Below are 13072 nucleotides of genomic sequence, written 5' to 3'. Positions count from 1 at the left end.
GGTGAGGGCCGTGTCGCCACTGGTCTCACCACCGGCCCGCCGACCGACACGCCCCCCATCGGAGTGGTTGCTGTCCCTGGGGTGGTCGGGGGTGGACGGATCGACGGCCGCGCTGGTGACGAGGCGGCCTCCGGCATCCGCCTCTCCACCGGTCGCGATGGCCAAGGCAGGCGCGGTGGCGAACGGCTCGGGCTCGGTGGCGAACGGCTCGGGGGTGGACGGGCCGGTGGTGGACGGGCCGGCGTCGGGCTTCGCGGCGCCGGCGCCCTCGCGGGCTACGGCAGTACGCGACTCCTGCGCCCCCATGCCGACCCCGGACGGCGAGAGCACGCCTCCCGTCTCGTCCCCCATGCCGACCCCGGACGGCGAGAGCACGCCTCCCGTCTCGTCGCCCGTGACGACCCCGGACGGCATGGGCACGCCTTCCGTCTCGTCCCCCGTGTTCGGTAGCAATGGCACGTCGGCCACAGTCATCCTCCCTGGTAAGTCCACGACCATGCGGCACCCCGCACAGTCGTCGATGCGGATGGATCCCCCGTGCAGTTCGACGATCTCCTTCACGATCGCCAGCCCCAGCCCGGCGCCCCCGGCGTCGGCCGCCCGTCCGGCGTCCAGCCGGGAGAAGCGTTCGAACACCCGTGCCCGCGACTCGGCCGGGATCCCCGGACCCGAGTCGGCGACGACGAGACGGATCCCGTCCCCCTCGGCGGAGCCGCCCACGGTCACCGAGCCGCCGGGCGGGCTGTGACGTACGGCGTTGTCGAGCAGGTTGGACAGGACCTGCGCGAGCAGGTCGGGGTCGGCGCGCACCACGAGGTCGTCCGGGACCGCCGCCTGGATGACGACGTCCTCGCGCGCCAGCGACGCCTCCAGCACCGCCTGCTCCACCAGTGCCGCCGGCTCGACGTCCTCGGCCTCGATCAGCCGCGTCCCCGAGTCCAGCCGCGACAGGTCGAGCAGCTGGGCGACGAGCCGGCCGAGGCGCTCGGTCTGGGCGAGCGCGGTGCGCATGGTGACCGGGTCTGCGGCGGAGACGCCGTCCACGACGTTCTCCAGGATGGCGCGCAACCCGGTGATGGGCGTGCGCAGCTCGTGGCTGACGTTCGCGACCAGCTCGCGCCGCTGCCGGTCCACCTCGCCGAGGTCGGCCGCCATCGCGTTGAACGCTCTGGCCAGCTCCCCCACCTCGTCCCTGGACGTGGCCAGAACGCGCAGGGTGTAGCTGCCCTTGGCGATGGTCTGGGCGGCGCGGGCCATCTCCCGCAGCGGCTTGGTCATGCCCATGGCCAGCACCTGCACCATGATCAGCGCCAGCACCACGGCGACCGCGATGCGCACCTCCCGCGACAGGCCGGAGTTGATGCCGACCTCGTTCACCACGAACGCGGTCGCCACGGCGAGCACGATGACGATGCCGAGCTTGACCTTGATCCGGCCGAGGAAGTCGAGGGGTCTCATCGCCGCACCAGCGCGTAGCCGACGCCGTGCACCGTCCGCACCACGTCGGGGCCGAGCTTGCGGCGCAGCGCCCTGACGTGGCTGTCGACGGTCCTGGTCGCCGCCGCCTCGGAGAAGCCCCAGACATCCGACAGCAGCCGGCCGCGCTCGAAGACCTGCCCGGGACGCTCGGCCAGGCGGCGCAGCAGGTCGAACTCGGTACGGGTGAGCTGCGCCTCCGCGCCCCGCACGAACACCCGACGGGCCGCGGTGTCGATCTCGACCTCGCCGACCCTGATCACGGTGTCCTCGGCGGCGAGCTGGACCGCCCGCTCCACCCGGCGCAGCAGCGCGTGGATCCTGGCCACCAGCTCCCGCATGCTGAACGGCTTGGCCAGGTAGTCGTCGGCCCCGACGCCGAGGCCCACGAGCACGTCGGTCTCGTCGCCGAGCGCGGTCAGCATGAGCACGGGCACCGGCCGGGCCGCCTGCATCCGGCGGCAGACCTCCAGTCCGTCGAGCCCGGGCAGCAGCCGGTCGAGGATCACCAGGTCCGGCTCCGCCCTGGCGTACTGAACGAGGGCGTCCTGCCCGTCGCCCGCCACTCTGACGTCGAAGCCCTCGGCGGCCAGCCGGTTCCGCACGGCCAGCGCTATGGTCTCGTCGTCCTCGACCACGAGGATGCGTCGCTGCTCAAGCACGAACGAAAGCCTAGAAGCGTGCTGTGCAGACGACACTCCTAAATTTGTGCACAATCCGTGCAGACTGTGGTGGTGGACACCGCCGCGTACCTTCGCCGCCTCGGTCTGCCCGAGCTGCTTCACGCCCCCGTCACCGCGGAGTCCCTGCGGGCTCTCCACTCCGCACACGTCGAGAAGGTCGCGTACGAGGTCCTGGAGATCTGGCTGGGCCGCCCGACCACGGTCGATCCTGTCGAGTCGGCCGGGCGCATCGTCCGGGGCCGCGGCGGCTACTGCTACCACCTCAACGGTGCCTTCTCCGAGCTGCTCACGACCCTCGGCTACGACGTGACCCGGCACGTGGCGGGCGTCCAGTTACGCGGCGGCGAGCCCGGCATCAGCGGCAACCACCTGGTGCTCACCGCGCGCGGCCTGCCGTCCGACGCCAACCCTGGCGGGGGGTGGCTGGTCGACGTCGGGCTCGGCGACGCAGTGCACGAGCCGCTCCCCCTGGTGCCGGGGACGTACCGGCAGGGGCCCTTCACCTACGGGCTGCGGCCGTCGGAGGTGACGCCGGGCGGCTGGCGGTTCGATCATGATCCGAGCGGTTCGTTCGAAGGCATGGACTTCGGCATGGAGCCAACGGGGATGTCGGCGTTCGCGGAGATGCACCGGCACCTGACCACGGCACCGACGTCGGGGTTCGTCCGGATCGCCACGACCCAGCGGCGCGACGCGTACGGCGTGGACATCCTGCGCGGGCTCCTGCTGACCCGCGTCGGCAACGGCAAGCAGTCCGTCACGCTCAGCTCCGCGCGCGACTATTACGCGGCCCTGGCCGACATCTTCCTGCTCCCGCTGGACGACGTGACGCCCGGCGAGAAGGACAAACTGTGGCGCAAGGTCTGCGAGGCCCACGAGGGCTGGCTCGCCGCGGGCTCCCCCTGATGGATTCGCCCGCGTTCGTAGCGCTATCGTCGCCTCGACATGGCTGAGACCAGGAAGCTGCAGGGTCGTTACCGGCTGCTGAACCCCCTCGGCGCGTCCGTCCGCCTGGCCTTCGACGAGGCGGAGCACCGCGACGTCGCGGTCAGGGAGCTGCGGGTGCTCCCCGAACTGCGCGAGGCCGCGGTGGACGAGGCACGCCGCGCCGCCGCGCTGCGGCACCCCTTCGCGGTGCCGGTGCTCGACGTGCTGGTCGATGAGGGCACGCCGTGGCTGATCATGGAGTTCGCCTCAGGGGTGTCCCTGGAGCAGGCCGTACGCGCGCGGCGCCCGCTGCCCGTCGCGCAGGCGGCCAGGGCCGGCGTGTGCGTGCTGGCCGCGCTGACGGCCGCGCACGAGGCGGGCATCGTGCACGGACGGGTGGATCCGGGCAAGGTGCTGCTCACGCCGACAGGGCGGGCGCTGCTCACCGGGTTCGGCTCGCCAAGCCTGAGCGTGCTGCCCTCCGCCGACCTGTGGTCGCTGGCCGCCACGCTGCACTTCGCGGTCGAGGGCCGTCCGCCCGGCCAGGTGCCAGCCGCGGGCGCCGACCCGCTCAGGTCGCTGATCAGGGCGATGCTGCACCCGGCGGGGCCGCCGCCGCTGGAGGTGGTGCGCCAGACGCTCGACCGGCTGGCCGTGGACCGGCCGCTGGACGCGGTCGTCGCGGCCTCGGGCCCGCTGCCGCCCGCCCACGTCGCGGCGATCGGGCTGGGCGTGCTCGACGGGCTGGCGGCGGCCGGGTTCCACGGCGGGGTGCAGCCGGGCAACGTCTTCCTCGACGCGGACGGCCGGGCGCGGCTGCTGCCGCTGCTTCACACGGGAACGTTCCCGGCGTACACCGCTCCGGAGGCCGCCCCGACCCCGGCCGCCGACCTGTGGTCGCTGGGGGCCACTCTCCACACCGCCGTGGAGGGCGCGCCGCCCGCCCCCGGCGCGACGCTCACCAGGGCGGACGCGCTGGGCCCCGTGTTGCTGCGGCTGCTGTCGGTGGACCCGTCACGGCGTCCGACGGCGGCCGAGCTGCGCCGGGAGTTGCGCGCGATCGCCGGCGAGCCCGTCCGACACGATTGAGATACATCGCGAAAAGGAACCCTGGGGGTGGGTTCACACGTTGGACTTGAGACGCAGAATGTGAGAGAGGCGGGGCGTGCGCTCCGCGTTCGGAGGAAGTTAGAGGATGTCGCCAGTCCAGAAGTACGCCATCGGCGCAGGCGCCGCGGTCCTGCTCTCGCTGATCTTCTTCGGCACCGGATGGATCACCCTGCTGGTCGTCCTCGGCGTCGTGGGCGCGCCGGTGGTCGGTTACCTGATGCTCGACCCGTCGCAGCGCGAGCGGCTCAAGCGGGCCCGTAAGCGCGGAATCGGCCGCTGATCGGCCACTGAACCCGGGTGGCGGGGGCCTGAACGTCAGGCCTCCGCCGCGGCCTGTCCCGCCGTGGCCGTCCCCACCCGCCGGGTCACCCGCCGCTCGACGTAGAACGACAGGAACGGCACCGTGCCGCCCAGCATCACGCCCAGCATGTACGGCCACGCCCAGCGCGCCTTCATGCCCAGGTTCATGACGGCGACCAGGTAGAGCATGTAGAGGCCGCCGTGGATGGGCGCGACCACCTTCGACAACGAGGGCTCGCCGAAGCCGTAACGCAGCACCATGCCCACGCAGAGCACGAGCAGCATGCAGCCGACCACATACGCGAGCACCCGGAAGGGCTTGAGAGCCGATTCCACCGTTCAACCTTCCAGAACCATCTCGGGGGAGGACTTGCCGCGCTCCCGATCCGCTCGCACGGCGTCGCGTACGAAGTGGAACCACATGAAGACGGCGAATCCCGCGAAAATCCACCAATTGGCGGCGTAAGCCAGGTTACGCCAGGTCAGCGTGCCTCCGACCACCGGCGGGGCAGCCTTCACCTGCGTGAGCGAGCCGGAGGGCGGCTGCGCGACCACGAATCCGGTGCGCACCTTCTGCCCGACCCACAGGTTGACCAGCTCGCCGGTCGAGACCGTCTGCACCTGGCCGGCGGGCAGGCCCTCCGCGCGCCGCTGAACGCTGTCGGTGCCCTGCTGCGGCCGCAGCCGACCGGCCACCGTGACCCTGCCCTGCGGCACGTCGGCCACGGCGGGGTCGTCGGCCGTGGCCGTCCAGCCGCGTACGACCGGTATGAGCGTGCCGTCGTCGAGCCGGATCGGCGTGAGCACCCAGTAGCCGTGGTCGCGTGAGACGTTGCCGCCCGGCGCGTCGACGTCGGCCCGCCGGTCGGCGACCAGCAGCTGGCGGCCGGCTTCGTACACGCCCTCGGCGGTGACCTTGCGGCCCACGACCGGGCCGGTCATCTGGGCGCCCACCGGGGCCAGCGACGCGACCGGGACGGGCGCCGGGTCGGTGGCGGCGTGCGGCTTGCCAGAATCCTGGAAGACGCCGAGCTGCCAGCGCCCGAGCAGGATGAATGCGATGAGGACCCCGATGGTCAGCAGGTGCAGCCCCAGCAGCCGGGGTGAGAGCAGGGTCCTCAGCATGTCTCAAAACTATCCGGCGGGGGGCGTGGTCCCGTCATCAACCCATGCCGGGGCTCCGCGGTACGGCAAAGGTTGTACCCTGCGGATCCCGCCAAACAGTGCAAACTTCGCAAGCGATCACGCTAGGCTGCTGGCCATGTCTGACCAGCACATCGACCCGGCGGGCAACACCCAGGCTTTCCGCGCGTTCGCGAACGCGCGCGAGCAGGAGTCCGCCGCGGCCAAGCCCAAGAAGTCGCCCCTCCTGCCCATCCTCGCGGTCGTCCTCGGCATCGCGATCGTCGGCGTCGTCGCCTTCCTGCTGCTGCAGTAGACGCCTCCGACTGAAGTCACCCGCCGCGGGGGCCGTGGCGGGTTTCCGTCGTTCCCGGAAACACCGGGGGAACGCCGTGGCCTCGCCGTCGAGGTGCCGAAGCCGGATGAGTGAGCGCCCTGCTCGGCGGGGCGGCCCGCCGGGCAGGGCGACACGGGGTCATCCGCGGGAGGAGACGACCATCGCGCTGCCGCCGCCGCGGCGGGTGGGTTCGGCGACGGCCTGGACGCGGTCGCGGCTCAGGAATTCCAGGGCCGTGGCGGCGCCGATCTCCGGGTTCGAGGCGAAGCTGTGCCCCTTGGCCTCCAGCTCGGCCTGGTACTTGTCCAGGAACCCCGGCTCGGCCTGCGTCTGCGCGGTGTTGCGCTGGGTGGCGCGCGGCGCGGCCAGGGCCTCGGGCAGGCTCATGCCCCACTCGTACCGGTTGAGCAGGATCTGCAGCACGGTCGTGATGATGGTCGAGCCGCCGGGCGAGCCGACCGCCAGCACAGGACGCCCCTTCTCGAACACCAGCGTCGGCGCCATCGACGAGCGCGGGCGCTTGCCGGGCCCGGGCAGGTTCGGGTCACCGGGGGCCGGGCCGAACGTGAAGTCGGTCAGCTCGTTGTTGAGCAGCACGCCGCGGCCGGGCACCACGATGCCGTTGCCGCCGGTGGACTCGATCGTCAGGTTGTAGGCGATCACGTTGCCCCAGCGGTCGGCGACGACGAGGTGCGTGGTCTCCGGGCCCTCCTTCGCGACCGGCGTCGCGGTGCCGCCGGGCTCGGCGCACGGCCTGTACGAGCCGTCGGGGCTGCCGGGAGCGGCCGGGTGGGGCATGGCGCGGTCGCCGATCAGGCAGGCGCGTTCCTTGGCGAAGCCGTCGGACAGCAGCTCGTCCAGCGGCACGCCGGGGATGTCGCCGACGTACTGGCCGCGGTCGGCGTAGGCCAGCCTGGACGCCTCCAGGTATTCGTGCAGGCCCACCTCGGGCAGGGCCTCCATGATGTTGAGCGCCTCGCTGACCGTGGAGCCGCCGGACGAGGGCGGCGCCATGCCGTACACGTCGAGGTTCTTGTACGACACCTTCGTGGGCTCGCGCAGCAGGGCGCGGTAGTCGCGCAGGTCGGACAGCTCCATCAGGCCCGGCCGCACGTTGCGGGTGCTGCCGGCGGTGAGCGGCGGCCGCTTGACCGTGGCCACGACCTCCTTGCCGAGCTGCCCGCCGTACAACCATTCGGGGCCGCGCCTGCCCAGCTCCCGGTACGTGGCCGCGAGCTCGGGGTTCCTGAACACCGAGCCGACCCGCGGCGGGGCGCCGTTCGGCAGGTAGAGCTTGGCCGTGGAGGTGAAGTCCTTGAAACGGTCGGCGTTGGCGGCCGTCTGGTCGTGGAACGTCTGGTCCACGACGAAGCCCCTGGAGGCCACCTCGATGGCCGGCTGGAGCGCCTGCCTGAGCGAGAGCGTGCCGAACCTGCTCAGGGCCACGTCCCAGTTGGCGACCGTGCCGGGCACGCCCGCCGACAGCCCGCTGGTGACGCCCTCCTCGAACGGGATGCCCTCGAACGCGGTCGGCCCCATCGCCTTGGGCGCGGTCTCGCGGCCGTCGATGGTGAAGACTTTACGCTTGCGCGCGTCGTAGTAGACCATGAAGCCGCCGCCGGCCAGGCCCGCCGAGTACGGCTCGGTGACGCCGAGCACCGCGCCCGCCGCGACGGCCGCGTCCACGGCGTTGCCGCCTCTCTTGAGCACGGCGATGGCCGCCTTGCTGGCCTCCAGGTCGACGGTGGCGACGGCGCCGCCGTACCCCTCGGCGACCGGTGCCTTCCGCGGCGGGTCGGCCGACGCGGGTGGCGCGTGCAGGAGAGAGACGGCGAGGACTGCTGCTGCTGCGGGAAAGATCACACGGCGCATGTTGTCCACAATGACGCAGATACGCCCATCGCGGTAGTGCTCCGTCACACGCTGGGATGATGCGCGGGGCACGGTGCTGGCCTACGTTGGTGCTCGTGCGCAGGACGTTCGACCCATATCTCGCCCTCATCGTGGCGGCGGTCACGATGGTGGTCGCCAGGGGCGCGTCGTGGGGCCAGCAGGACACCAGGGAGGCCCTCGACGCCTACGCCTACGCGCTGCTGTGGACCGGGCCGGTCGCGGTGCTGCTGAGCCGCCGCTTCCCGCTGCTCACCACGGCCGCCGCGCTGGCCGCCTGCGACCTGTACCTGATCGGCGGCTACGCCTACGGGCCGTCGTTCATCAGCCCGGCCGTGCTGCTGTTCCTGCTGGTCACGCGGGGCCACAGGCTGATGGCGTGGGTCATGGCGGGGATGACGCTGGTGTCGTTCCTGAGCTACGCCTGGCTCGTCGGTCAGCTCGACTTCTTCCACAACGTGTGGATCCTCACCTTCATCATGCTGCTGATGGTCCTGGCCGAGCTGGTCAGGATCGTCAAGGAGCGCCGGGCCGAGCGCGAGCGCACCGCCGAGGAGGAGGCCAGGCGGCAGGCCAGCGAGGAACGGCTGACCATGGCGCAGGAGCTGCACGACGTGCTGGCGCACAACATCTCCCTCATCCACGTGCAGGCGTCCACCGGGCTGCACCTCATCGACGCCAACCCCGAGCAGGCCAGGACCGCGCTGGCCACCATCAAGACGGCCTCCAAGGAGGTGCTCGGCGAGATGCGCTCGGTGCTGAACGTCCTGCGCGAAGGCGCCCCGCGCTCCCCCACCGCCGGGCTCGACCGGCTCGACGAGCTGGTCGAGCGCTCGGGGCTCACGGTGACGCTCAAACGGGTCGGCTCCCGGCCGCTGCCGCCGCAGGTGGAGCGGGCGGCGTACCGGATCGTGCAGGAGTCGCTCACCAACGCCGCCCGGCACGCGCCCGGCGCCGATGTGGGCGTGCGCCTGGAATACGCCGAGAAGGAGCTGGTCGTACGGGTCACCGACACCGGCGCCACGACGCCACCCGCGCCGTCGGAGTCGTTGTCGGAGTCGGGCAGCGGCAACGGCATCCCCGGCATGCGTGAACGCGCCGCCGCGCTCGGCGGAACGCTGGTCGCCGGCCCGTCAGGGCCCGGCTTCCAGGTCGAGGCCCGGTTCCCCCTACCCGAGGAGACCTCATGATCAAGGTGCTGCTGGCCGACGACCAGGCGCTGGTACGGGCGGGCTTCAAGGCGCTGCTCGACGCCCAGCCCGACATGACCGTGGTCGCCGAGGCGTCCGACGGCGCACAGGCCGTGCGGCTGGCGGCCGAGCATCAGCCCGACGTCGTGCTGATGGACATCCGCATGCCCGGCACCGACGGCCTGACCGCCACCCGGCAGATGCCGCCGGGGCCGCACATCATCATCCTGACGACGTTCGAGCTGGACGAGTACGTCTTCGAGGCGCTGCGCGGCGGCGCCAGCGGCTTCCTGGTCAAGGACACCGAGCCGGCCGAGCTGATCCAGGCCGTGCGGGTGGTGGCGGCGGGGGAGGCGCTGCTGTCGCCGAGCGTGACCCGCCGCCTCATCGCCGAGTACGCCTCCCGCGCCAAGGAGCCGGTCGCCGCCGACGGCCTCGACCAGCTCACCGAGCGCGAACGCGAGGTGCTCTCCCTCGTCGGCACCGGCATGACGAACGACGAGATCGCCGCGAAGCTGTTCATGTCGCCCGCCACCGCCAAGACCCACGTGAGCCGGGCCATGATGAAGCTGCACGCCCGCGACCGCGCCCAGCTGGTCGTCATCGCCTACGAGTCGGGCCTGGTCAAGCCGGGCTGGCTGTGACCGTCGCGCCGAACCAGCGTTCGGCCGCCTCCTCGATGCCGTCCGCGCCCCACCAGGCCACGTAGCCGTCGGGGCGGATCAGGAGCGCGTCCGCGGGCGGGTCGTCGCGGCGGGCCCGGATCACCTCCATCCAGCCGTCCCCCGCCCAGCGCTCCCCCAGAGTGCCGCCGGTGAGGTCGAGCAGCACGGGCCGGGCCTCACACAGCGCCCCGCGCGCCAGTTCCGCCAGGCCCGGATCGGTGAGGAATTGGCCGGCAGGCTCCGTGCCGGTGTCATACCGGATGCCGGAGTCGTGCAGCAGTGTGGCCAGGTGGCGGGCGGGCTGCTCGAAGGCGAACACCTCGGCGAGCAGGTCGCGCAGCGCCGCGCCGTCCTCGCCCTCCGCGCCGTCGATGGCCGCCTGTGCGCGGGTCTGCATGAGCGTGCGCTCGCCGACCGGCCGGCGTTCGGACTCGTACGTGTCGAGCAGCGCGTCCGGCACCCGCCCGCGCAGCCTGGCGGCCAGTTTCCAGCCCAGGTTGACCGCGTCCGTCATGCCGACGTTGAGCGCCGACCCGCCCGCCGGGAACAGGTGGGCGGCGTCACCCGCGAGGAACACCCGCCCGGCCCGGTACCGCTCGGCGAGTCTGGCCTGCGCGGCCGTGCTCGACAACCAGATCGGCTCGTCGAGCGGCATGTCCGCGCCGAGCACGCGGCGGACGGCGGCGCGGAAGTCCTCCGGCGTCACGGTGTCGCCGGTGACGCCGCCCCGCTCCCGCACGGCGGCGACGAGCACGCCCTCGTGCAGCGAGTTGAACAGCACACGGCCGTTCCGCCGCCGGGTCCAGCCCGGCTCGACGCCCGCCTCCTCCAGGGACTCGAACACCTTCATGTCGGCCTTGAAGTGGCCGATCAGCATCCTCTCCTCGTCGGTGGTGCCGAGGAAGGCGATCCCTGCCTGCTCACGTACGAGACTGCCGGCGCCGTCGCAGCCGACCGCGTACCGGGCCCGTATCCGCCCGTCGCCGACGTCGAGCGTCACTCCTTCCTCGTCCTGGGAGAGCGAGCGGACCTCGCAGCCTCGTCTGACCTCGACCCCGAGCTCCCGCGCCCGCTCGGCCAGCAGCCGCTCCAGCCGCGGCTGCTGGATCAGCAGCAGCCGCAGCGGGCTGTCCTCGATCCCGCCGAGCCACAGCGGCACCGACCCGAACGGGAACCCTGGCGCCCGGCCGACGAACGGGCCGGCCTCGGCGAACCGCTCCAGCAGCCCTCTGTGATCCAGTAAGTCGACGATCTGCCCGGCCAGCCCGTTGGCCTTGGGCAGCTCGCTCGGCTCGGGTCTCTTGTCCAGCACGACCGGGCGGGCTCCGGCCAGGCTCAGCTCGCACGCGAGCATCAGCCCGACCGGTCCCGCCCCCACGATCAGCACATCCTCCATGCCTGTCAGGCTAGATTGACAAATCTGCCGTTGTCAATCTAGCCTGACACCGTGGACGTAACAGAGCTGTCCGAGCGGATCCGCGCGAACGACCCGGCCATGGGGCTGCGGGCGGTCGGCGCGCTGCACCGGCTGGCCGAGCAGGTCGAGGCGCTGTCCGTGGCGCTGGCCAGGGAGCAGGGCTGGACCTGGGAGCAGATCGGCGACGCGCTCGGCATGTCACGGCAGTCGGTACACGCCAAATACGGGAAATGAGGGCGAGGCGATGTTCGGCAAGGAAAAGAACCCGCTGGCAGTCGTGATCAAAGCCGCCTTCGAGGAGGCCCGGCTGCGCGGCGACCGCCGCATGGGCACCGAGCACATGCTGCTCGGCCTGCTCCACCACGCCGAGTCCGCGCAGGCGCTCGGCGTCGACCTGGCCGCCGCCCGCGCGGCGCTCGAAGACCTCGACCGCGCGGCGCTGCGCATGCTGGGCCTGGAGGTCGGCGACCTGCCCGGCACCCCCCGCAAGCACCCACGGGTGCCCGACACGGCTCTCACGTCGAGCGCCCGCGCGGTGCTCAACCAGGCCGTCAAGGCCACGACCATGAAGACCAGACACGAGGTGCCGCGCCACCTGGCGCTGATCCTCCTGGAGCAGCCCCCGCCCGACCCCGTCGCGCAGCTCGTCGACCAGCTCGGCATCGACCGGACGACGGTACGCAGCCGCATCTGATGAGGAAATTTGGTTGTCTGCGGAGGTCGTCCACTGCCAAGGTCATAACATGCGGCGCTCGTATGACGACCTCGTCCAGGAGGCCAACACGGTGTCCGTGGCGGGCTGGGACTTCTCCTGGCTCGACGGCCGGGCCGGCGAGGAACGGCCTTCGTGGGGTTACGCCCGGCTGCTCGGCGAGCGGATGGTCGGGGCGCGGGCGGCGCTCGACGTGCAGACCGGCGGCGGCGAGATCCTGGCCGGCGTGCCCGCGCTGCCGCCGGTCACCGTGGCCACCGAGTCGTGGCCGCCCAACCTGGCGCTGGCCGCCGCCCGGCTGCGGCCGCGCGGCGCCTGGGTGGTGGCCGACGACGACGAGCCGCGCCTGCCGTTCCGCGACGCGTCCTTCGACCTGGTGACCAGCCGTCACCCGGTCGAGACGTGGTGGGAGGAGATCGCCCGCGTGCTGCGGCCCGGCGGGTCGTACTTCTCCCAGCAGGTGGGGCCGCGCAGCGTGGCCGAGCTGACCGAGTTCTTCATCGGCCCGTACGACGGCACCGCCCGCGACCCCGAGGAGGCCAGGAAGGCCGCGCAGGCAGCCGGGCTCGAAGTCGTCGACCTGCGGTTCGAGCGATTGCGCATGGAGTTCCGCGACGTCGGGGCGGTGATCTACTTCCTGCGCAAGGTGATCTGGATCGTGCCGGGGTTCTCCGTCGAGCGCTACGCCGAGCGGCTGCGCGAGCTGCACGAGCTGATCGAGTCGGAGGGGCCGTTCGTGGCCCACTCCTCCCGTTTCCTGGTCGAGGCGAGGAGACCCGATGGCGAGACTGCATGACGTGGTGATCGACTGCCGGCATCCGGCCTCGCTGGCCAGGTTCTGGGCGCAGGCGCTGGACGGCTACGCCGTGGCGCCGTACGACGAGGAGGAGCTGACGCGGCTGCGCGCGAAGGGCGTCCTCGACCCGGAGGACGACCCGACGGTGCTGGTCGACGGCGGGCTGCCGCGGTTGTGGTTCCAGCGGGTGCCGGAACGCAAGGTGCACAAGAACCGGCTCCACCTCGACCTGCGCGCCGACGACCTCGACTCCGAGATCGACCGCCTGCTCGGCCTGGGCGCCCGGTTGATCACCACGTTCGACGACTGGGTCGTCATGATCGACCCCGAGGGCAACGAGTTCTGCCTGGCGTAGCTCGTCCCGCGTACGTCCGGCGTCGTACGCGGGAGCTCGGGCGAGCACTCCCTGAGGTGGAGGGGGGAACGGGACCGGGGTGCGATTCGGGG

At 72.1% G+C, this 13072-nt stretch carries 16 protein-coding genes; 10 read left to right on the top strand and 6 right to left on the bottom strand.

The features are described from left to right. Positions 1-1458 (bottom strand): sensor histidine kinase (locus tag E1286_RS41255; RefSeq protein WP_246075614.1); only part of this gene is annotated, 1458 nt, incomplete at its 3' end. After that, positions 1455-2138 carry a response regulator transcription factor gene (locus tag E1286_RS41250; protein ID WP_246075613.1) on the bottom strand — a complete coding sequence of 228 codons (684 nt, stop codon included), beginning with the start codon at positions 2136-2138 and terminating at the stop codon, positions 1455-1457. The genes E1286_RS41255 and E1286_RS41250, both read right to left, overlap by 4 nt. Before the next feature lie 57 nt (positions 2139-2195). Between E1286_RS41250 and E1286_RS41245 the strand changes: the two genes are divergently transcribed. The 3 genes from E1286_RS41245 (at position 2196) to E1286_RS41235 (ending at position 4476) form a co-directional block, all read left to right on the top strand. Then, complete coding sequence (locus tag E1286_RS41245; protein WP_246075612.1) at positions 2196-3065, top strand: arylamine N-acetyltransferase family protein; 870 nt, start codon at positions 2196-2198, stop codon at positions 3063-3065. Between the two features lie 39 nt (positions 3066-3104). Beyond that, the gene (locus E1286_RS51560; protein WP_132621841.1) at positions 3105-4175 is read left to right on the top strand and encodes a serine/threonine-protein kinase; all 1071 of its coding nucleotides are present in this window, start codon (positions 3105-3107) and stop codon (positions 4173-4175) included. A gap of 106 nt (positions 4176-4281) precedes the next feature. Beyond that, complete coding sequence (locus tag E1286_RS41235; protein WP_132621839.1) at positions 4282-4476, top strand: hypothetical protein; 195 nt, start codon at positions 4282-4284, stop codon at positions 4474-4476. A 35-nt stretch (positions 4477-4511) separates the two neighbouring features. Here E1286_RS41235 and E1286_RS41230 read toward each other — a convergent pair whose 3' ends face one another. Further along, positions 4512-4832: a DUF3817 domain-containing protein gene (locus E1286_RS41230; protein ID WP_132621837.1), complete on the bottom strand. Its 321-nt coding sequence runs from the start codon at positions 4830-4832 to the stop codon at positions 4512-4514. 3 nt (positions 4833-4835) lie between these two features. Continuing rightward, a complete protein-coding gene (locus tag E1286_RS41225; RefSeq protein ID WP_165970146.1) occupies positions 4836-5621 on the bottom strand; it encodes an SURF1 family protein in 786 nt (261 codons plus the stop codon). Between the two features lie 136 nt (positions 5622-5757). Between E1286_RS41225 and E1286_RS48500 the strand changes: the two genes are divergently transcribed. Further along, a complete protein-coding gene (locus E1286_RS48500; RefSeq protein ID WP_165970145.1) occupies positions 5758-5934 on the top strand; it encodes a hypothetical protein in 177 nt (58 codons plus the stop codon). A 159-nt stretch (positions 5935-6093) separates the two neighbouring features. On the opposite strand, the gene ggt is transcribed toward E1286_RS48500, so the two are convergent. Continuing rightward, on the bottom strand, positions 6094-7827 hold the full coding sequence (gene ggt / locus E1286_RS41220; protein WP_132621835.1) for a gamma-glutamyltransferase: 1734 nt from the start codon (positions 7825-7827) through the stop codon (positions 6094-6096). A gap of 95 nt (positions 7828-7922) precedes the next feature. Here ggt and E1286_RS41215 point away from each other — a divergent pair, with 95 nt between their 5' ends. Both E1286_RS41215 and E1286_RS41210 read left to right on the top strand, forming a co-directional pair. Next, positions 7923-9035 carry a sensor histidine kinase gene (locus E1286_RS41215; RefSeq protein ID WP_246075611.1) on the top strand — a complete coding sequence of 371 codons (1113 nt, stop codon included), beginning with the start codon at positions 7923-7925 and terminating at the stop codon, positions 9033-9035. Next, positions 9032-9679, top strand: a complete 648-nt coding sequence (locus E1286_RS41210; RefSeq protein ID WP_132621831.1) for a response regulator — start codon at positions 9032-9034, stop codon at positions 9677-9679. Before E1286_RS41215 ends, E1286_RS41210 begins: the two co-directional genes overlap by 4 nt. Here the strand turns inward: E1286_RS41210 and E1286_RS41205 are convergent. Next, positions 9660-11096, bottom strand: a complete 1437-nt coding sequence (locus E1286_RS41205) for an FAD-dependent monooxygenase (RefSeq protein WP_132621829.1) — start codon at positions 11094-11096, stop codon at positions 9660-9662. The genes E1286_RS41210 and E1286_RS41205 overlap by 20 nt on opposite strands. A gap of 51 nt (positions 11097-11147) precedes the next feature. Between E1286_RS41205 and E1286_RS41200 the strand changes: the two genes are divergently transcribed. Genes E1286_RS41200 through E1286_RS41185 form a run of 4 tightly spaced genes read left to right on the top strand, consistent with a single transcriptional unit; the run spans position 11148 to position 12980 of the window. Continuing rightward, the gene (locus E1286_RS41200) at positions 11148-11351 is read left to right on the top strand and encodes a helix-turn-helix domain-containing protein (RefSeq protein WP_397058171.1); all 204 of its coding nucleotides are present in this window, start codon (positions 11148-11150) and stop codon (positions 11349-11351) included. 10 nt (positions 11352-11361) lie between these two features. Then, positions 11362-11811 (top strand): Clp protease N-terminal domain-containing protein, encoded by a 450-nt coding sequence (locus E1286_RS41195; protein ID WP_132621827.1) that lies wholly within the window; start codon positions 11362-11364, stop codon positions 11809-11811. Between the two features lie 49 nt (positions 11812-11860). After that, entirely contained in the window at positions 11861-12625 is a 765-nt protein-coding gene (locus E1286_RS41190; RefSeq protein ID WP_132621825.1) for a class I SAM-dependent methyltransferase, read from the top strand. Beyond that, entirely contained in the window at positions 12609-12980 is a 372-nt protein-coding gene (locus E1286_RS41185) for a VOC family protein (protein ID WP_132621823.1), read from the top strand. The genes E1286_RS41190 and E1286_RS41185 overlap by 17 nt, the downstream gene beginning before the upstream one ends. The last annotated feature ends 92 nt before the right edge of the window (positions 12981-13072 follow it).

It is taken from the genome of Nonomuraea terrae, from assembly GCF_004348995.1.
Taxonomy (GTDB): domain Bacteria; phylum Actinomycetota; class Actinomycetes; order Streptosporangiales; family Streptosporangiaceae; genus Nonomuraea; species Nonomuraea terrae.
This window is presented reverse-complemented; position numbering and strand designations above follow the sequence as displayed.

Excerpts from the sequence above, each read along its gene's own strand:
- E1286_RS41185 (WP_132621823.1), top strand. The coding sequence starts at position 12,609 with ATGGCGAGACTGCATGACGTGGTGATCGACTGCCGGCATCCGGCCTCG.
- E1286_RS41205 (WP_132621829.1), bottom strand. The coding sequence starts at position 11,096 with ATGGAGGATGTGCTGATCGTGGGGGCGGGACCGGTCGGGCTGATGCTC.
- E1286_RS41210 (WP_132621831.1), top strand. The coding sequence starts at position 9,032 with ATGATCAAGGTGCTGCTGGCCGACGACCAGGCGCTGGTACGGGCGGGC.
- E1286_RS48500 (WP_165970145.1), top strand. The coding sequence starts at position 5,758 with ATGTCTGACCAGCACATCGACCCGGCGGGCAACACCCAGGCTTTCCGC.
- E1286_RS41195 (WP_132621827.1), top strand. The coding sequence starts at position 11,362 with ATGTTCGGCAAGGAAAAGAACCCGCTGGCAGTCGTGATCAAAGCCGCC.
- ggt (WP_132621835.1), bottom strand. The coding sequence starts at position 7,827 with ATGCGCCGTGTGATCTTTCCCGCAGCAGCAGCAGTCCTCGCCGTCTCT.
- E1286_RS41190 (WP_132621825.1), top strand. The coding sequence starts at position 11,861 with ATGCGGCGCTCGTATGACGACCTCGTCCAGGAGGCCAACACGGTGTCC.
- E1286_RS41225 (WP_165970146.1), bottom strand. The coding sequence starts at position 5,621 with ATGCTGAGGACCCTGCTCTCACCCCGGCTGCTGGGGCTGCACCTGCTG.
- E1286_RS51560 (WP_132621841.1), top strand. The coding sequence starts at position 3,105 with ATGGCTGAGACCAGGAAGCTGCAGGGTCGTTACCGGCTGCTGAACCCC.
- E1286_RS41235 (WP_132621839.1), top strand. The coding sequence starts at position 4,282 with ATGTCGCCAGTCCAGAAGTACGCCATCGGCGCAGGCGCCGCGGTCCTG.